Annotated in this window: 19 protein-coding genes; 12 read left to right on the top strand and 7 right to left on the bottom strand. The window is 63.1% G+C overall.

Going from position 1 to position 16,182, the window contains the following annotated elements:
* The first annotated feature begins 32 nt into the window (after nucleotides 1-32).
* The 4 genes from nthA (at nucleotide 33) to CN311_RS20730 (ending at nucleotide 2,904) form a co-directional block, all read left to right on the top strand.
* A complete protein-coding gene (gene nthA / locus CN311_RS20745; RefSeq protein ID WP_097575581.1) occupies nucleotides 33-638 on the top strand; it encodes a nitrile hydratase subunit alpha in 606 nt (201 codons plus the stop codon).
* Nucleotides 635-1,294, top strand: coding sequence for a nitrile hydratase subunit beta (nthB, locus tag CN311_RS20740; RefSeq protein ID WP_097575580.1), 660 nt, complete (start codon nucleotides 635-637; stop codon nucleotides 1,292-1,294). Before nthA ends, nthB begins: the two co-directional genes overlap by 4 nt.
* 7 nt (nucleotides 1,295-1,301) lie before the next feature.
* Nucleotides 1,302-1,652, top strand: a complete 351-nt coding sequence (locus CN311_RS20735) for a nitrile hydratase accessory protein (protein ID WP_165779784.1) — start codon at nucleotides 1,302-1,304, stop codon at nucleotides 1,650-1,652.
* 124 nt (nucleotides 1,653-1,776) lie between these two features.
* On the top strand, nucleotides 1,777-2,904 hold the full coding sequence (locus CN311_RS20730) for an ATP-dependent DNA helicase (RefSeq protein ID WP_097575578.1): 1,128 nt from the start codon (nucleotides 1,777-1,779) through the stop codon (nucleotides 2,902-2,904).
* A gap of 18 nt (nucleotides 2,905-2,922) precedes the next feature.
* On the opposite strand, the gene CN311_RS20725 is transcribed toward CN311_RS20730, so the two are convergent.
* Entirely contained in the window at nucleotides 2,923-3,345 is a 423-nt protein-coding gene (locus CN311_RS20725) for a SpoIIAA family protein (protein ID WP_097575577.1), read from the bottom strand.
* A gap of 110 nt (nucleotides 3,346-3,455) precedes the next feature.
* Here CN311_RS20725 and CN311_RS20720 point away from each other — a divergent pair, with 110 nt between their 5' ends.
* Together CN311_RS20720 and CN311_RS20715 are read left to right on the top strand one after the other, a co-directional pair.
* Complete coding sequence (locus tag CN311_RS20720) at nucleotides 3,456-4,196, top strand: pyridoxine 5'-phosphate synthase (RefSeq protein ID WP_097575576.1); 741 nt, start codon at nucleotides 3,456-3,458, stop codon at nucleotides 4,194-4,196.
* 103 nt (nucleotides 4,197-4,299) lie between these two features.
* On the top strand, nucleotides 4,300-6,213 hold the full coding sequence (locus tag CN311_RS20715) for a potassium transporter Kup (RefSeq protein ID WP_097575575.1): 1,914 nt from the start codon (nucleotides 4,300-4,302) through the stop codon (nucleotides 6,211-6,213).
* 160 nt (nucleotides 6,214-6,373) lie between these two features.
* On the opposite strand, the gene CN311_RS20705 is transcribed toward CN311_RS20715, so the two are convergent.
* Nucleotides 6,374-7,267 carry an SDR family oxidoreductase gene (locus CN311_RS20705; RefSeq protein WP_097575593.1) on the bottom strand — a complete coding sequence of 298 codons (894 nt, stop codon included), beginning with the start codon at nucleotides 7,265-7,267 and terminating at the stop codon, nucleotides 6,374-6,376.
* A gap of 133 nt (nucleotides 7,268-7,400) precedes the next feature.
* Here CN311_RS20705 and CN311_RS20700 point away from each other — a divergent pair, with 133 nt between their 5' ends.
* Together CN311_RS20700 and CN311_RS20695 are read left to right on the top strand one after the other, a co-directional pair.
* On the top strand, nucleotides 7,401-7,814 hold the full coding sequence (locus CN311_RS20700) for a winged helix-turn-helix transcriptional regulator (RefSeq protein ID WP_097575574.1): 414 nt from the start codon (nucleotides 7,401-7,403) through the stop codon (nucleotides 7,812-7,814).
* 73 nt (nucleotides 7,815-7,887) lie between these two features.
* Nucleotides 7,888-9,135: an FAD-dependent oxidoreductase gene (locus tag CN311_RS20695; RefSeq protein ID WP_097575573.1), complete on the top strand. Its 1,248-nt coding sequence runs from the start codon at nucleotides 7,888-7,890 to the stop codon at nucleotides 9,133-9,135.
* Nucleotides 9,136-9,137: 2 nt separating this feature from the next.
* Here CN311_RS20695 and CN311_RS20690 read toward each other — a convergent pair whose 3' ends face one another.
* Nucleotides 9,138-9,566, bottom strand: coding sequence for an anthrone oxygenase family protein (locus tag CN311_RS20690; RefSeq protein ID WP_097575572.1), 429 nt, complete (start codon nucleotides 9,564-9,566; stop codon nucleotides 9,138-9,140).
* A gap of 118 nt (nucleotides 9,567-9,684) precedes the next feature.
* Here CN311_RS20690 and CN311_RS20685 point away from each other — a divergent pair, with 118 nt between their 5' ends.
* The gene (locus CN311_RS20685) at nucleotides 9,685-10,386 is read left to right on the top strand and encodes a TetR/AcrR family transcriptional regulator (RefSeq protein WP_097575571.1); all 702 of its coding nucleotides are present in this window, start codon (nucleotides 9,685-9,687) and stop codon (nucleotides 10,384-10,386) included.
* A 137-nt stretch (nucleotides 10,387-10,523) separates the two neighbouring features.
* A complete protein-coding gene (gene ilvC / locus CN311_RS20680; protein ID WP_097575570.1) occupies nucleotides 10,524-11,543 on the top strand; it encodes a ketol-acid reductoisomerase in 1,020 nt (339 codons plus the stop codon).
* A gap of 101 nt (nucleotides 11,544-11,644) precedes the next feature.
* Here ilvC and CN311_RS20675 read toward each other — a convergent pair whose 3' ends face one another.
* On the bottom strand, nucleotides 11,645-11,929 hold the full coding sequence (locus tag CN311_RS20675; RefSeq protein ID WP_097575569.1) for a PilZ domain-containing protein: 285 nt from the start codon (nucleotides 11,927-11,929) through the stop codon (nucleotides 11,645-11,647).
* A 209-nt stretch (nucleotides 11,930-12,138) separates the two neighbouring features.
* Nucleotides 12,139-12,702 (bottom strand): BA14K family protein, encoded by a 564-nt coding sequence (locus tag CN311_RS20670; protein WP_097575568.1) that lies wholly within the window; start codon nucleotides 12,700-12,702, stop codon nucleotides 12,139-12,141.
* Nucleotides 12,703-12,901: 199 nt separating this feature from the next.
* Here CN311_RS20670 and CN311_RS20665 point away from each other — a divergent pair, with 199 nt between their 5' ends.
* Nucleotides 12,902-14,014, top strand: a complete 1,113-nt coding sequence (locus CN311_RS20665; protein ID WP_097575592.1) for an endonuclease/exonuclease/phosphatase family protein — start codon at nucleotides 12,902-12,904, stop codon at nucleotides 14,012-14,014.
* Between the two features lie 150 nt (nucleotides 14,015-14,164).
* Nucleotides 14,165-14,881, top strand: coding sequence for a hypothetical protein (locus CN311_RS20660; protein WP_097575567.1), 717 nt, complete (start codon nucleotides 14,165-14,167; stop codon nucleotides 14,879-14,881).
* On the opposite strand, the gene CN311_RS20655 is transcribed toward CN311_RS20660, so the two are convergent.
* Both CN311_RS20655 and CN311_RS20650 read right to left on the bottom strand, forming a co-directional pair.
* Entirely contained in the window at nucleotides 14,878-15,120 is a 243-nt protein-coding gene (locus CN311_RS20655) for a hypothetical protein (RefSeq protein WP_097575566.1), read from the bottom strand. The genes CN311_RS20660 and CN311_RS20655 overlap by 4 nt on opposite strands.
* Nucleotides 15,121-15,248: 128 nt before the next feature.
* Nucleotides 15,249-16,182 (bottom strand): ABC transporter permease (locus CN311_RS20650; protein ID WP_097575565.1); only part of this gene is annotated, 934 nt, incomplete at its 5' end.

Below are 16,182 nucleotides of genomic sequence, written 5' to 3'. Positions count from 1 at the left end.
CGGCCGGCTGCGGGGAATCGTAGTTTGGGGCCATGTCCCATGATCATGACCACGACAACGAGCTCGACCCTTTTGCGGCGCGGGTGCGCGCGCTGGAGACGATCCTCACCGAGAAGGGCCTGATCGACCCGGCCGCCATCGACGTCATCGTCGATACCTACGAGACGAAAATCGGCCCGCGCAACGGCGCCAGGGTAGTGGCGAAGGCCTGGGTCGATGCCGACTTCGCCGCCTGGCTGAAACGCGATGCGACGGCGGCGATCGAATCGCTGGGCTATACCGGCCGGCAAGGCGAGCACATGCAGGCGGTGTTCAACAGCCAGGAGACACACAACCTCGTCGTCTGCACGCTGTGCTCCTGCTACCCATGGTCGGTGCTCGGCCTGCCGCCGGTCTGGTACAAGGCGCCGCCCTATCGCTCGCGTGCGGTGATCGATCCGCGCGGCGTGCTCGAGGAATTCGGGCTGACGCTGCCGACGACGACAAAAATCCGGGTATGGGATTCCACCGCCGAGCTGCGTTACCTCGTGGTGCCGATGCGGCCTGATGGCACCGAGGGCTGGAGCGAGGAGCGGCTGGCCGATCTGGTGAGCCGCGACGCGATGATCGGCACGGCTCTGGCGAAGGAACCGGCATGAACGGACCGCATGATCTCGGTGGGCAGATGGGGTTCGGGCCGGTCGCGCCCGAGAAGGATGAGCCGTATTTCCACGCCGCCTGGGAAAGGCGGGCGCTTGGCGTGACGCTCACCGCCGGCGCCATGGGGGCGTGGAGTCTCGACGAGAGCCGGCATGCACGGGAATCGCTGCATCCGGCGGACTACTATTCCTCGAGCTACTACCAGATCTGGATCAAGGCGCTGGAAACCCTGCTCAAGCGCCATGGTTTCGTCAGCGAACGCGACCTGGCCGAGGGCCGGGCAATCGATCGGGCAGCGACGCCGAAGAGGGTGCTGAAGGCCGCTGACGTGCCTGGTGTGCTGGCCAAGGGCGGGCCTTGCAACCGGCCGGTTTCGACGCCGGCGCGCTTCAGCCCGGGCGACCGCGTGCGGACGAAGAATTTTCATCCGACCGGCCATACGCGGCTGCCGCGCTATGCACGCGGCAAGCGGGGAACGATCGAGGCCGTGCGCGATGGCTTTGTCTTCCCCGACAGCAATGCGCATGGCAAGGGTGAGAACCCGCAATGGGTCTACACGGTGGTGTTCGAGGGCACCGAGATCTGGGGCGAGGGGGCCGACCCGACGCTGACGGTCTCGATCGACGCCTGGGAGAGCTATCTTGAGCCGGCCTGAGCCCTCAATGCCGGCAGGTTTCGACGAACCGGTGTTCGCTGAGCCGTGGCAAGCGGAAGCCTTCGCCATGACGGTGGCATTGCACGACAAGGGCCTGTTTTCCTGGGGCGAATGGGCTGAGGCGTTGTCCGCCGAGGTGAAGAAGCCCGGTGCGGCAAGCGACGGCCATGACTACTACGAGCACTGGCTGGCGGCGCTGGAAAGGCTGCTTGCAGCCAAGGGCGTTGCCGGCAAAGGCGATGTCGATGCGCTGGCCGCGGCCTGGGAGCGCGCGGCGCATGCGACACCCCATGGCAAGCCGATCCTGCTGGAGAACGATCCCAGACCGACCGAAGGTCGTGGCGGCCCGACCGGATAGGTCGTGCCCGACAGTCTTCGTTCCCTTTACGTTCCAGTTTGCGCCTGCTAGCCTTGTCCATCGATAGCATTGACGTGATGGCAGCTATCTTGTCTTTGTCCTGCGAATCCGGTCTCTCGCTCTGATGGAATTTTCCCCCCAACAGGATGAAGCTCTGAAGGCGGTTGCCGGCTGGCTCAAAGAGGGGCGACCGCAGGTCTTCCGGCTGTTCGGCTTTGCCGGCACCGGCAAGACGACGCTGGCGCGCTATTTCGCCGAGCATGTCGACGGCCAGGTGCAGTTCGCCGCCTTCACCGGCAAGGCGGCGCAGGTGCTGCGCTCGAAGGGCGCTGTCAATGCCCGCACCATCCATTCGCTGATCTACCGGCCGAAGGGCGAGGAATCGGTGGCCGACGAGGTGACCGGGAAAACCTCGATGTCGCCAACCTTCTCGCTCAACCGGCAAAGCCCGATATCGCGCGCCAAGCTCGTCGTCATCGACGAATGCTCGATGGTCGACGAGCAGCTTGGCCGTGACCTCATGAGTTTCGGCACGCCAATCCTGGTTCTCGGCGATCCCGGCCAGTTGCCGCCGATCTCGGGCGGCGGTTTCTTCACCGACCATGAGCCGGACATCCTGCTCACCGAGATCCATCGGCAGGCGCGCGACAACCCGATCCTGCGGCTGGCGCTCGATGTGCGCGAGGGCCGCGAATTCATGCGCGGCGACTATGGCACGGCGCAGGTGATCGGCAAGGAGGACGTCACCCAGGAACTAGTGCTGAAGGCGGACCAAGTGCTGGTCGGCACCAACAGGACGCGGCGACGCTATAATCATCGGCTGCGCGAGCTGAAAGGGTTCAATGCCGATTATCCGCAGGCCGGCGACAAGCTCGTCTGCCTGCGCAACGATCCCGCCAAGGGTCTGCTCAACGGCTCGCTGTGGAAGGTGATGACCTCGTCGCGCGAGACGGTGAAGCCTGGCATCAACCTGTTGGTCTCGCCGGAAGAAGACGACCCGGACCGCGGCGTTGCCAAGATCAAGCTGCTCAAGGCGGCGTTCGAGGATCCGGACGCTGATATCCCCTGGCAGCAGAAAAAGCGCTTCGACGATTTCGACTATGGCTATGCGCTGACCGTGCACAAGGCACAGGGCTCGCAATGGAACGAGATCGTGCTGTTCGACGAAAGCTGGGCGTTCAAGGAAACCCGCCAGCGCTGGCTCTACACCGCCATCACCCGCGCTGCCGAACGGTTGACCATCGTCAGATAGACCGATCCCGCGTCACCATCACGATCCTGCCGGCATCACCGGTGGACTGATCGGGGTGGCGGCCAGCCATTCCCAGGCGGCCGCTTCGTCTTCGGCCGCGAAATGGCGGAATTCGATTGGCACGGAGGCAGGCAGCATGCCTTGTGCGCCCGATATCCAGTTTGGCTCGCCGATTGCCGCACAGCGGCCGATATGCGCCACGGCGTCAGCCGTGCCCTGTTCGATCGTCTCGTCCGACACCTCGGCCCAGTCGACGCCGTCATGGTCGACCAGACGCACCAGAACGTCGATCCTGTCGTGCAGCGCATAAGCCGCCTCCAGCAGGCCGAACAAATTCTCCGCATCCGCGGACGTGACATGGCCGACGACATCGACTGCGAAAAGATCGGCGCGGCTGGTATCGATGCGGCGGACGGCCGGCACCTCGTCGAGAAAATTCACGGGACCTCCTTCGGTGGACGCGATAGTCCACCTTGGAACACCGAAAACCCCCTGTCTGTTCCCTTCAAAGACGCTATAGATGCGCGCCAAGATTAGACCGGACCAGAAAAATGCCCGCAAAGCTCTCCGTCAACCTCAACGCCATCGCCATGCTGCGCAACCGGCGCGACCTGCCATGGCCAAGCGTGATCGGGCTCGGGCGCCTTGCCCTTGCGGCGGGCGCGCATGGGCTGACGGTGCATCCGCGGCCCGACGAGCGGCACACCAGGCATTCCGACCTGCCGGAGATCAGGGCGCTGATCGACGACGAATTCCCCAGGGCGGAATTCAACATCGAGGGCTATCCGAGCGAGGATTTCCTGGCGCTGGTGGAAAAGCACCAGCCCGAGCAGGTGACGCTGGTGCCCGACGACCCTGCCCAGGCTACTTCGGACCACGGCTGGAATTTCGCCGGAGAATCGGCGTTCCTGACACCGATCGTGAAGCGCCTGAAAAAAGGAGGCTTGCGCGTGTCGCTGTTTTCCGATGCCGATCCGGACGGCATCGGGGCCGCGCGCGACACCGGGGCGGATCGTATCGAGCTCTATACCGGCCCCTATGGCAGTTATCATTCCGATTCGGCAAAGGCGGCGAAGGAGCTGGAAAGACTGGGAAAAACCGCGGATGCCGCACTTGCCGCCGGGCTGCAGGTCAATGCCGGGCACGATCTGGTGGTGGCGAACCTGCCGGCATTGGTCAAGCGCATCCCGGCCTTGGCCGAAGTATCGATCGGGCACGGGTTGACAGCCGACGCATTGGAGTATGGCATGGCCGGCACGGTGGGGCGGTTCCTGAAAGCTTGCGGGTGGTAGAGATGGCAGCGTTGCATTACCCGCATGGAAGCGATTACGCAGCGGCACTTGATATTGCATTGCAGCAAGCGTAGAGCACCGCGCGCTTATCGGAGTGTCGTCCATGGCCCTTGCCAACACTGGTAGTGAGGCAGAACCCGTCGAACAATCGAGCCATTCTGAGGTCGAACAGCACAGCACCAAGGTTCTGATGCTGGGCGCGCTCGGCGTGGTCTATGGCGATATCGGCACCAGCCCGATCTATGCGTTCCGCGAGGCGTTACACGCGTCGTCGGGACCGGTGGGACGCGGCGATGTCCTCGGCGTGCTGTCGCTCATCGTCTGGGCGCTGACGATCATCGTCACGATAAAATATGTCGCTTTCGTGCTCAGGGCGGACAACAACGGCGAGGGCGGCACGCTGTCGCTGATGTCGCTTGCGCGCAGCGCCTACCCCAATGGAGCCCGGCTCATTCTGGGAATCGGGCTTTGCGGCGCAGCGCTTTTTTTCGGCGATGCGATCATCACGCCAGCCATCTCGGTGCTTTCGGCGGTCGAGGGCCTGGAGGTGGTGACCCCGGCGCTGGATGCCTACGTGGTTCCCATCACGCTGGTCATCCTGGCAATTCTTTTTGCAGTGCAGCGCTTTGGCACCGGCAGGGTGGCGGCCGTGTTCGGGCCAGTGACGGCGGTGTGGTTCCTGGCCATCGGCGCCGCCGGGCTCTATCATCTTGCTGACGATCCGTCGGTCCTGCTGGCGATCAATCCCTATTACGCGATCGCTTATCTGGCCAATGCCCCCACCGGAGCCTTCGTCACGGTCGGAGCGGTGTTCCTTGCGGTCACCGGGGCCGAGGCCCTTTATGTCGACCTCGGCCATTTCGGGCGCAAGCCGATCGTGCTGGCATGGTTTTCCGTCGTGTTTCCCTGCCTGCTGCTCAACTATTTCGGACAAGGCGCCTTCGTCCTGGCTAATGGCGGCAAACCCACCAATCCGTTCTTCCAGATGCTGCCCGACTGGGCTTTGATGCCGATGGTCGGCCTGGCAACGGCAGCGACGGTCATCGCCAGCCAAGCGGTGATCTCAGGGGCTTTTTCCCTGACCCGCCAGGCAGTGCAACTCAATCTGCTGCCACGCATCGAGGTGCAGCATACTTCCGAGATGCAACTCGGCCAGATCTACATGCCGCGCGTCAACCTGCTGATCGCGCTGGGGGTGATGCTGCTGGTCGTCGGCTTTGGCAGTTCGAGTGCGCTGGCCTCCGCCTATGGCATCTCGGTGACCGGCGAAATGCTGATGACGACCATCCTGCTGTTCGTGGTGATGCGTTTCCGCTGGAAGTGGCAGCTTGCGCTCGCAGCCGCGCTCGCCCTGCTCTTCGGCTCGATCGATACCGGATTTTTCCTCGCAAATGTTGTGAAGATCCTCGAAGGCGGATGGGTGTCGATCACGGTCGCCTGCGCCATGGGGCTGATCATGTCCACATGGATCCGCGGCAGCCGCTATCTGTTCGACAAGACCCGCCGCAACGAGATTCCGCTCGATTTCCTTGCCGGCAACCTGTTGAAGAAGAAGCCGCAGCTTGTGTCCGGCACGGCCGTGTTCCTGACCAGCGATCCGCTCAGCGCGCCGACCGCGCTGATGCACAGCCTGAAGCACTACAAGGTGCTGCACGAGCAGAACGTCATCCTTTCGGTGGTGACGGCGCCGCAGCCCATCGTCCCCGACAGCGAGCGGGTCAAGATGGAGACGCTCAACGATCTGTTCATGCGGGTGACCCTGACCTTCGGCTATATGGAGCAGCCCAACATCCCACGTGCGCTGGCGATCTGCCGCAAACAGGGCTGGAAGTTCGACATCATGACGACATCGTTCTTCCTGTCGCGGCGCTCGCTCAAGGCGTCGCCCAATTCAGGCATGCCGGTGTGGCAGGACAAGCTGTTCATCGGACTGGCGCGCACGGCGGCGGATGCGACGGAGTATTTCCAGATCCCGACCGGACGCGTGGTCGAGATCGGCACGCAGGTGGCAATCTAGGGCATGCCGATATTCAGGTGAGGCCGGCCTGCGAATGGCGGTTTCCTGCGCTTCCGGTGCTCACGTACTTTAAGTACGCTCCGCTCCGGTTCTCGGAACCCACCATTCTCGACTCGGCCTGACCTGAATCTCGACATGCCCTGGCCATACAGAACGCCGCTTAGCCGGCGAGTGCCGCCTTGTTTGCTTTAAGGAACTGTTCCAGCGATCGCGGCTTCCTGCCTGACAGCGTCTCGATCGCATCGGTCACCATGCCGATGCGGCCGGAGCGCGTGTTGGTGTCGAAGGAAACGATGATGGGGGCAAAGCCTTCCGGGATGCCTGCTGCCTTCAGCCCCTCGGTCAGGGCCTCGTCCGTAAGCTGGACGACCTCGATAGGCTTGCCGGTGACTTCGGTCACGAGGGCTGCGATCTCGGCCACCGTGTAGGCCTGCGGACCCGTCAGCGTGTATGTTGTGCTTTCGGTCGCGTCCGAAGCGAGGCCGGCGGCGATTGCCGCTGCCATGTCGTCACGGGCGCCATGGGCGATGCGGCCGTCGGCCGCGGATGTGTACCAGTGCCCCGAGGCGATGGCATGCGGCAGCGACATGAACAGGTTCTCCTGATACCAGCCGTTGCGGAAGATCGTATAGGGGATACCACTCTCCTTGATCGCCTGTTCGGTGCCGTAATGGTCGCCGGCAAACAGCACCGGCGATACCGGCTCCGGGTTGGGCATCGAGGTGTAGAGCAGATGCGAGACGCCGGCTTGCCTGGCCGCCGTAACCGCGTTCCGATGCTGCTTCAGCCGCTTGCCGTGAACAATGTCGATCTCGCCGGTCGAGATGATCAGAACCCTGTCGGCGCCCTTGAATGCGCTGGCGAGTGACGCCGTATCATCGAAGTCGGCAGTCCTGATGGCGACGCCGTGTGCCGCCAGGTCGGTAAGGTTTTCCGGATTGCGCGTGGTGGCGATGATGCGCGCGGGCGCAACCTTGAGCGTGTCCAGCAGATGGCGAATGACGGCGCGGCCAAGCTGGCCGGAAGCGCCGGTGACGAGAAGGGTTTCGGTCATGGGAGGTCCTGTCTTTGCGCCGAAGCGGCGGGTGCACATAGTCTCAAAAAGAGAGCAGCACTAAAATAGGAATTGACCGACCCTCGTAAAGAAGGCAGTTTTGCGGGAGGTAGGCACACGCAAGGAACCAGCGATGGACGGCAATGTCTTCAATCTCAAATCGAAGATCGAGATCTACAAAGCCATGGCCGATGCCGGCGCCAGCTTTGCCGACTGTCCCGTCCGCGATGTGATCCAGGGCATCAGCGGCAAATGGAGTTCACTGTTGGTGATGGCGCTATCGGAGAAGCCGTATCGTTTCGGTCAATTGCGGCGGCTGGTGCCCGACATCTCGCAGCGCATGCTCACCCAGACGCTGCACGATCTGCAGCGTGACGGCTACGTGCATCGCGAGGTGTTTGCGACCAAGCCGCCCAGCGTCGAATACAGCCTCACCGATCTGGGACGCTCGATGTTCGGCCCTTTGCATGAGTTGATCCAGTGGGCCGAACGCAACCACAGCGCGGTGCGCGACGCGCGCGCCGCCTTTGATGCCGCCGCCACCTGATCCTGGTGAGCCTGTAGCTTGATTTGCCAATGCCGCTGAAGGATTGTCCGGCCTGGGCGGGATTCGGCGGGCCATGGGCAATTCTCTCGACATCGCGATTGCCGGCGCCGGGCCGGCGGGGCTGGCCGCCGCGCTCTATCTGAAGCGCGCCGGGCATCGGGTCACGATCTTCGAGCGGTTTGACGAGCCAAAGCCGGTTGGCTCCGGGCTGATCCTGCAGCCGACCGGACTGACGGTGCTCGCCGATCTTGGCCTGCTTGACGACATATTGGCGCTGGGCAGCCGCATCGATCGCCTGCGTGGCGCTGGCGCCAGGACCGGCCGCACTGTGCTCGATGTGCGCTACGATGCCCAGCGCGGTGGTCGATTCGGCTTGGCGGTGCACCGCGCGGCCTTGTTCGGCGTGCTATTGCGCGCTGCCCGGCGCGAAGCAATCGCCATCGAAACCGGCATCGAGGCCGACACGCTGGAGACCGGCGAACGGGTGGTGCTGATTTGCGGCAATGGACGCAGGGCAGGGCCGTTCGACCTCGTCGTCGATGCCAGCGGCTCGCGCTCCAAACTGCGACGGTGCCTGCAAGATCCGGGTGAGCCGCGGCCACTCGCCTATGGCGCGTTCTGGGCTTCGCTCGGCTGGCGCGGCGATGGTTTCGACGAGAACGCGCTGCTGCAGCGCTATGACAAAGCGAGCGTGATGATCGGCGTGCTGCCGATCGGCCGGCCGGAGCCGGGTGCCGAAAAGATGGCGGCGTTCTTCTGGAGCCTGAAGCCGGCGGACGTCGAAAGCGTGCGGGCCGTGGGCCTGGAAGCGTGGAAGGCGAGGGTGGTCCGGCTGTGGCCGGAATGCGAAGCGTACACCAGCCAGATCGACAGTTTCGAACGGCTTTCGCTGGCGCGCTACGGCCATCACACACTCAGGCGGCCGGCTGGCCGGCGAGTGGCCGTGATCGGCGACGCGGCGCATTCGACCAGTCCGCAGCTCGGGCAAGGCGCGAACATGGCGCTGCTCGACGCCGCGGCGCTCAATTATGCGCTGCTGCGCACGGGCAGTATCGACGCCGCGCTGGAGGCTTATGTCCAGGCGCGACGGTGGCATGTGCGGGTCTTCCAGGCGCTGTCGCTGGCGCTGACGCCGTTCTATCAGTCGGATTCGCTGGTGATGCCGTTCGTCCGCGACAAGCTGGTGGCGACGGTTGCGAGAATCCCGCCAGTGCCGAAGATCCTTGCCTCGATGGTGGCGGGAACGGTGATCGATCCGTTCAGGCGGATCTGGTTTGTGGAAGCGGAGTGGTCAGATCGTTCGACAGGCAGATCACCGTGACGTCAAGCGCTGCCCGCAAGGAAGGCCAATGCCGCCAGCACGCCAAGTGCCGCGCGAACCAGATGGAAATTGCCCCATTTGACGATCAGGTTGCGGGCATCCGGATTGGTAACGGCCGCATCCATCGCTTCCAGCAACCGGTTTGTCGGCATCATCACGATCAGCGTCCATGGCCAGGGCAGAATGATCAGCACCGCGCCGATCAGATGGGCGAGAATGCCGGTCTGCCACCAGGCGATGACGCCAAGAATACAGGCGACAACTGCTATCGACGCCTGCATGGCGGCGCCGCGCTTGTAGGAAGGTTGCCATTCCTGCAGCAGCGCCCGGTCATCGAGCCGAAGGCGCGCGGGTTGTTCGGCGACGCTGACATAGATGGCGGCGCCCGCGAAGGCGGCGGCGACGGTCAAGGCGAGCAAACCCGCGAACATCCTTATCTCCGCGATAAACCGCCATCTTTCGCGATAAACCGTTTGGCGTAGCGGACCAACACAGAAATCCAACACAGAAATTAAAGACTTGCACCGGTTCGGACAATACGCCATAGGAATGCCGAACCGTAACGTACGGTACTCTGATTTCGCAAGGCGGGAAGTTTTGTTGCAGGCAAGCACCGACTTCGACACCAGCGAAGCGCTGACGCAGCGGCAGCAGGCCGTGCTGGATGCGGCCCTTCGCCTGCTGGTCGAAGAGGGCGATAACCTGACGATGACCGCAGTGGCGCGCCGCGCAAGCTGTTCCAAGGAAACGCTCTACAAATGGTTCGGTGACCGCGATGGGCTGTTGACCGCGACGGTGCAGTGGCAAGCCTCCAAGGTGCGGGTGGTGCCGGTCGATGGCAAGGGGCTCTACCTCGCCTCGCTGACGGCCAGCCTGGAGCGTTTCGCCTCCGACTGGCTCAAGGTGATTTCGAGCGACACATCGATCGCGCTGAACCGGGTGGCGGTCGGCCATGCCGGTTCCGGTAAGGACGATCTCGGCGCCATCGTGCTGGAGAACGGCCGCTTCGCGCTGGCAAGACGCCTGAAGCCGGTGCTGGAGGCAGGCCGGCAAGCCGGGCTTCTCGACTTTTCGGACGCCGAAACGGCGTTCCGCACCTTTTTCGGGCTGGTCGCCCGCGATGTGCAGATGCGCCTTCTGCTCGGCGACCGGCTGGAATTGACTGATGCGGCGATCGGCGGCGATGCCGTCCGGGCGACGCAGCAGTTTCTCGCTCTTCACGGAGCAAAAACCGGGCCGCAGGACCCCTAGGGCCGGATGATTTCAGGTCAAGTCGACCTGAAATCTGAATCCGGCTCTAAATCAAAGAGATAGAGCATGATGTCGTCCGAAAACCGCTTCACACTTTTCGGCATCATGCTCTGAATTCAAAACGGGAAGGAAGAAAGATGCGTGTCTATTACGATCGCGACGCCGATCTCAATCTGATCAAAGGCAAGAAGGTTGCCATCATCGGCTATGGCAGCCAGGGCAGGGCGCATGCGCTCAACCTGAAGGATTCCGGCGCCAAGGACATTGCCATCGGCCTCAAGGCCGGCTCGGCGACCGCCAAGAAGGTCGAGGCCGACGGGCTCAAGGTGATGAGCGTGGCGGACGCCGCCAAATGGGCCGACCTGATGATGATGGCGACGCCGGACGAATTGCAGGCCGACATCTACAAAAACGAGATCGCGCCGAACATCCGCGACGGGGCGGCGATCGCCTTTGCCCATGGCCTTAACGTGCATTTTGGCCTGATCGAGCCGAAGGCCTCGGTCGACGTCGTCATGATCGCGCCGAAAGGTCCCGGCCACACGGTGCGCGGCGAATACCAGAAGGGCGGCGGCGTGCCGTGCCTGGTCGCGGTCAACCAGGACGCTTCGGGCAATGCGCTCGATCTGGCTTTGTCCTATGCCTGCGGCGTCGGCGGCGGCCGTTCTGGCATTATCGAGACCAATTTCCGCGAGGAATGCGAGACCGACCTGTTCGGCGAGCAGGTGGTGCTGTGCGGCGGCCTGGTCGAACTGATCCGCGCCGGCTTCGAGACGCTGGTGGAAGCCGGCTATGCGCCCGAGATGGCCTATTTCGAGTGCCTGCACGAGGTCAAGCTGATCGTCGACCTGATCTATGAGGGCGGCATCGCCAACATGAACTACTCGATCTCGAACACCGCCGAATGGGGCGAATATGTTTCGGGCCCACGCATCATCACCGCCGACACCAAGGCCGAGATGAAGCGCGTGCTGAAGGATATCCAGACCGGCAAGTTCACCTCGGAATGGATGCAGGAATACCGCGCCGGCCTGTCGCGCTTCAAGGGCATCCGCCGCATGAACGACAGCCACCAGATCGAGGAAGTCGGCGCCAAGCTGCGCGCGATGATGCCGTGGATCTCGAAGAACAAGCTGGTTGATAAGGCCAAGAACTGATCCCGCGACCCAGTCTTCCAAAAAAACGCAAGCCGGCGGAGCGATCCGCCGGCTTTTCTTCCAGCCGGCCGGCATCGCCTGGCCGGCGAAATCTCGGCTGTTCAGCCGTAGTGCCAGTGTGGCTTCGGTTCGGTGCCGGTGAACATCACGCCGAGGCGGTCCTGGCGGCGCCAGCGGACCACTGCCTTGTAGGCGATGCCATCGACCGGCACATAGAGCAGAAACTCGTCGGGTACGCGTGCGTCGGGCGAGACTTTCAGTTCCGCGCCGCCGGCATGCATGTTGCGCACCGTGCAGGTGACCTCGGAATTGGTCACGCCGGTCAGGATCGTCGCGCCCTTCAGCACGCGCTGCCGGTGTTTGTCCCTGTGTTCGTCTTCGGCCATCGTGCAAATCCGCCGATCATTCCTTGGGCGATCGTCGCATGTGTCAGGCGGAGCGATCGCCACGATAGTTAGGCCGGTCTGATAAAGATCGTGTTATCTTTGACGGCAGCGTCGCTATTTCTCGCCTGACGGCGCGTGGAAGATGAAAAATCCAATGAAAACGGCGCCGCAAGGTGCGGCGCCGGTCGAGAATTCGACGGTTGCTTGGCTCAGCTATAAGGCGACCAGCACTGCTGGCGGGGGCCGTTATAGGGCTGGAACGTGTTGTCCCAGGCGCGATACGAGCGGTAACGATTGTAGCACCACCGGACGTGAGCGCTGGACCCTGCACGATAATAGCGGCGCGGCGCCGGCGCGTCGTAGTAGTTGTAGTTATTGTACATGCTGCCGAGGCCGAGCCCCAGGCCGAGGCCCAGAATCGCGGCGCCTGCACCATCATCGTAATAGCCGCCGCGGTAATGGCGGCGATGATGGCGCCAACGCCAGTTATCCCCGCGATTCCAGTTTCTACGGTTCCAGTCGCCACGGTCCCAATTTCCCGATCTGGAGAAACGACGGCCGTCATGGCGACGCCATTGCCACTCGTTGAAGCGTGGATTGTTGCCGCCCGCCCACCCATCGCGGACAGGCGTGATCGTCGGCGTAGCGGTGCTGGCGGGCACCGAGAAATCCGGCTGCATGATCGGGCCGGCGGTGGACGGCGCGGTGATGCCGGAGATCAGGCCCAAGGCCAACAACCCGGATTTGACTGTGGAAGAAAGGAGCGAGTTCATTGCACTCTCCAAGAGATTTCAGGCCCCACGCCCAGAATACCCCGGGGAAGAACCTCATTGATGGAACTTTCCGTCTGAACGGAGGATGAACGGAAAAGGTTCCGTCAACCATGACGGGAATGCCATCAGGACCAACCGATCTCCGCTGGTGGTCCTGCGACCTTGTTTTCTCCCGCGCTTGCGGGCAAAGCTCGTCGCCATGACGCTGCGCCTCGCCACATTCAATGTCGAAAACCTGATGAACAGGTTCGATTTTTCCGGATACCGCAACCAGCTCAACGAAGATCGCACGCTGGCGCTTTTCGATATACAGAGCGAGGCCGAATACAGGATGCTGGAACAGGCCCGCGCCATCGCGCAATCCGACGATACGCGGCAATTGACGGCGCTGGCGATCGCCGCCACCCGGGCCGACATCATCTGCATGCAGGAGGTCGACAACATCGAGGCGCTGAAGGCCTTCGAATATGGCTATCTGTTCAAGATGGTGGGGCAGGGCTACCGGCAGAAATACACCACCGCCGGCAACGATTCGCGCGGCATCGACGTCGCCGTGATGATGCGCGACGAGACGGCGCAAGGCCAGCCGATCGAGTTCGTGCGCATGACCAGCCATGCCTATGTCACGTTCGAGCAGTTCGGCCTCTTCACGCCGGAACTGGCCGCACTGGGGAACCAGGCCAACGACCGCATCTTCCGGCGCGACTGCCTGGAAATCGACCTGAAGGTAGGCGGCGTGCCGCTGACGCTCTATCTCGTGCATTTCAAGTCGATGGGCTCGCCTCGAAATGGCCTCGACGGTCGCGAGGCGACGATGCCGCTCCGCATCGCCGAGGCGCAAGCGGTGCGCCGCATCATCGAGGAGCGTTTCGGAGGAGATCATGCCGCCGACAAACGCTGGGCGATCTGCGGCGACATGAACGATTACCGGCAGCGTGTGAAGATCACCGGCGATGCCGTCGACGGTTATCGCTTCGAGGTGATCAACGAGAACCAGTCCTGCCTCAACACGCTCACCGCCGGCGGCTTTTGTGAAAACGCGGTCGAGCGGCGCCCCGAAATGGATCGCTGGACCTTCTACCACACACGTGGGCCGCAAGAGCGGCATCTCTGCCAGCTCGACTACATCCTGCTGTCGAAGGGGCTGGCGGCCAGGAACGCGACAGCCGTTCCCGATATCATCCGCAACGGCCAGCCCTGGCGCACGATATTTCCGGCCGGCCAGGAGGTGGACCGTTTTCCGCGCGCCGGCTGGGACCGGCCGAAAGCCTCCGATCATTGTCCGGTGGCGATCGCACTGGACATGGCCTGAGGTGTGTTGATATTCAGGTGATGCCGGCCTGCAAACGGCGGCTTCCTGCGCTTCCGGTGCTCACGGACCAAATGTCCGCTCCGCTCCGGTTCTCGGAAACCACCATTTTCGGCTCGGCCTGACCTGAATCTCAACACACCTCAGAGCAAGATGAGCTTCGACCTGCCGCGCAATGTCATCATGCCGGTCGATGCCGTCGACGTCCGGCTCGATCCTGGCCCGCATCCGTTCGAGCGCGACAACCGCCAAGCGATCGCCGAGAATTGGAGAAGGGAAATCGCGGCCAATCCGGCACTTTTCGATGGCACCGTGGTGCTGCTTTCAGCACTCAGCTATCGTGACAGTCGTCTGGTCGGCCGCTGCCACGCAGTGCGCTACTCGACCTTCATGCTCTGGCGCAGCAATCGGCAGGCCGCCGGGGCCGAGCATGCCTATGCCCATGCCATGCTGGTCGCCGGCGACAACGCGCTGGTTGCGATCCGCATGGCGCCGCACACTGTCAATGCCGGCCGGGTCTATTTCGCAGCCGGCTCGTTCGAGCCGGTCGATTTTCGTGACGGACTTGTCGACGTCGACTTCAACATGGTCCGCGAGGTAGGCGAGGAGACCGGGATCGATCTGTCTGGTGCCGCGCGCGGCCAACGCTACCACGCACTATCCACGCCGAGCGGCACGGTCATCTTCCGCCGCTATAGGCTTGTCGAGCCGGCCGACGAGATCGCGCGGCGCATCAGTGCCTTCGTCGCCGCCGAAGCCGAACCTGAGATCGAGGGGCCGGTGATCATCCGCCACGCCGCCGATCTGCCGGAAGGGCTGATGGGGCACATGAAGCCACTGATCGAGTGGCATTTCGCCGGGAAGGACTAACGACGCGTTTTGCCTGCCATGGCCTTGCGATCGCTGCGGGCGGCTACCAGGAACAATATGACGCCGAGACCCAGCAAGGCTCCCATCGCCATTCCCATCGTCTGGCCGATGACCTGCTGGAAATCGGCGGTGACGCGATCGGGATTGTCCATGCCATAGCTGGCCAGATACCACCAGAGGCCTGCCAAGGCGGCCTCAACGATCACCATCGCCAAAATCAGGCGCTCTTTCTTGCTCATACTTCCCCACCCCCCTCGGGTTATATTAGCCCCGACGATAATACTAACACCGCAGGTTGAGTAGCGACAGGGAAGAGGCGAAGAACTCCCAAAAAAAGTATAAACAGCCGAAACGTCGCGTGACGCCTCTATTCATGCCTCAACGCGTCGATCGGATCGAGCCTTGCGCCGCGCAGTGCCGGGAAGAAGCCGAACACCATGCCGATCAGCGCCGAGAAACCAACGGCAAGCAGAATGACCGCCGGGCTTGGTGCAAACGGTATGGCCAGCGTCACCGAGGCGAGGCCGGCGAGTGCCAGGCCGATCAGGATGCCGATGATGCCGCCGAGCAGCGACAGCACCGTCGCCTCGACCAGGAACTGGATCAGGATGTGCTTTTCACGCGCGCCGATAGCCAGTCGGATGCCGATCTCGCGGGTGCGTTCGGTCACCGAGACGAGCATGATGTTCATGATGCCGATGCCGCCGACCAGCAGGCTGACGCCGGCGACGGCACCGAGCATGCCGGTCATGGTGGTGGTGGCGCTGGCCATGGCGTCAGCGATCTGGGTCATGTCGCGGATCGAGAAATCGTCCTCGCGATCGGGCGTGATGCGGCGTGTGTCGCGCAATATGTCCTCGACGCGTGGCAGCAGTTCGCTTGTCGGCGTCCTGTCGTCGGCGGCGACATAGATGTTGTCGACATCGCGGTTTCCGGCGATGCGGCGCTGGTAGGCATGCAGCGGCATCAGCACGACATTGTCCTGGTCCTGGCCGAAGCCGGTATAGCCCTTGGGTTCGAGCAGGCCGATGATCTTGCAGGAGGTGCGGTTGACGCGGATGATTTCGCCCTCGGGGTCGCCGGCGCCGAAGAACTGCTGGCGCACCGTTTCGCCGATCAGGCAAACGCCGGTGCCCGAGCGGGTTTCGGAATCGCTGAACGGGCGGCCCGACGCCAGCTTCCATTCGCGCGCATCGAGATAGGCGCTGTCGGTGCCGGTGACGCCCGATGTCAGGCTCTCGGTGCCGAAGATGACGCGCACCTGCTTTTGCGAGGCCGGCGAAATGGCGCGGGCCCCGGTC

The organism is Mesorhizobium sanjuanii, assembly GCF_002529485.1.
GTDB classification, from domain to species: domain Bacteria; phylum Pseudomonadota; class Alphaproteobacteria; order Rhizobiales; family Rhizobiaceae; genus Mesorhizobium; species Mesorhizobium sanjuanii.
This window is presented reverse-complemented; position numbering and strand designations above follow the sequence as displayed.

Coding starts and splice junctions, on each gene's coding strand:
- nthA (WP_097575581.1), top strand. CDS start 33: ATGTCCCATGATCATGACCACGACAACGAGCTCGACCCTTTTGCGGCG.
- nthB (WP_097575580.1), top strand. CDS start 635: ATGAACGGACCGCATGATCTCGGTGGGCAGATGGGGTTCGGGCCGGTC.
- CN311_RS20735 (WP_165779784.1), top strand. CDS start 1,302: ATGCCGGCAGGTTTCGACGAACCGGTGTTCGCTGAGCCGTGGCAAGCG.
- CN311_RS20730 (WP_097575578.1), top strand. CDS start 1,777: ATGGAATTTTCCCCCCAACAGGATGAAGCTCTGAAGGCGGTTGCCGGC.
- CN311_RS20720 (WP_097575576.1), top strand. CDS start 3,456: ATGCCCGCAAAGCTCTCCGTCAACCTCAACGCCATCGCCATGCTGCGC.
- CN311_RS20715 (WP_097575575.1), top strand. CDS start 4,300: ATGGCCCTTGCCAACACTGGTAGTGAGGCAGAACCCGTCGAACAATCG.
- CN311_RS20705 (WP_097575593.1), bottom strand. CDS start 7,267: ATGACCGAAACCCTTCTCGTCACCGGCGCTTCCGGCCAGCTTGGCCGC.
- CN311_RS20700 (WP_097575574.1), top strand. CDS start 7,401: ATGGACGGCAATGTCTTCAATCTCAAATCGAAGATCGAGATCTACAAA.
- CN311_RS20695 (WP_097575573.1), top strand. CDS start 7,888: ATGGGCAATTCTCTCGACATCGCGATTGCCGGCGCCGGGCCGGCGGGG.
- CN311_RS20690 (WP_097575572.1), bottom strand. CDS start 9,566: ATGTTCGCGGGTTTGCTCGCCTTGACCGTCGCCGCCGCCTTCGCGGGC.
- CN311_RS20685 (WP_097575571.1), top strand. CDS start 9,685: ATGCCGAACCGTAACGTACGGTACTCTGATTTCGCAAGGCGGGAAGTT.
- ilvC (WP_097575570.1), top strand. CDS start 10,524: ATGCGTGTCTATTACGATCGCGACGCCGATCTCAATCTGATCAAAGGC.
- CN311_RS20675 (WP_097575569.1), bottom strand. CDS start 11,929: ATGGCCGAAGACGAACACAGGGACAAACACCGGCAGCGCGTGCTGAAG.
- CN311_RS20670 (WP_097575568.1), bottom strand. CDS start 12,702: ATGAACTCGCTCCTTTCTTCCACAGTCAAATCCGGGTTGTTGGCCTTG.
- CN311_RS20665 (WP_097575592.1), top strand. CDS start 12,902: ATGACGCTGCGCCTCGCCACATTCAATGTCGAAAACCTGATGAACAGG.
- CN311_RS20660 (WP_097575567.1), top strand. CDS start 14,165: ATGAGCTTCGACCTGCCGCGCAATGTCATCATGCCGGTCGATGCCGTC.
- CN311_RS20655 (WP_097575566.1), bottom strand. CDS start 15,120: ATGAGCAAGAAAGAGCGCCTGATTTTGGCGATGGTGATCGTTGAGGCC.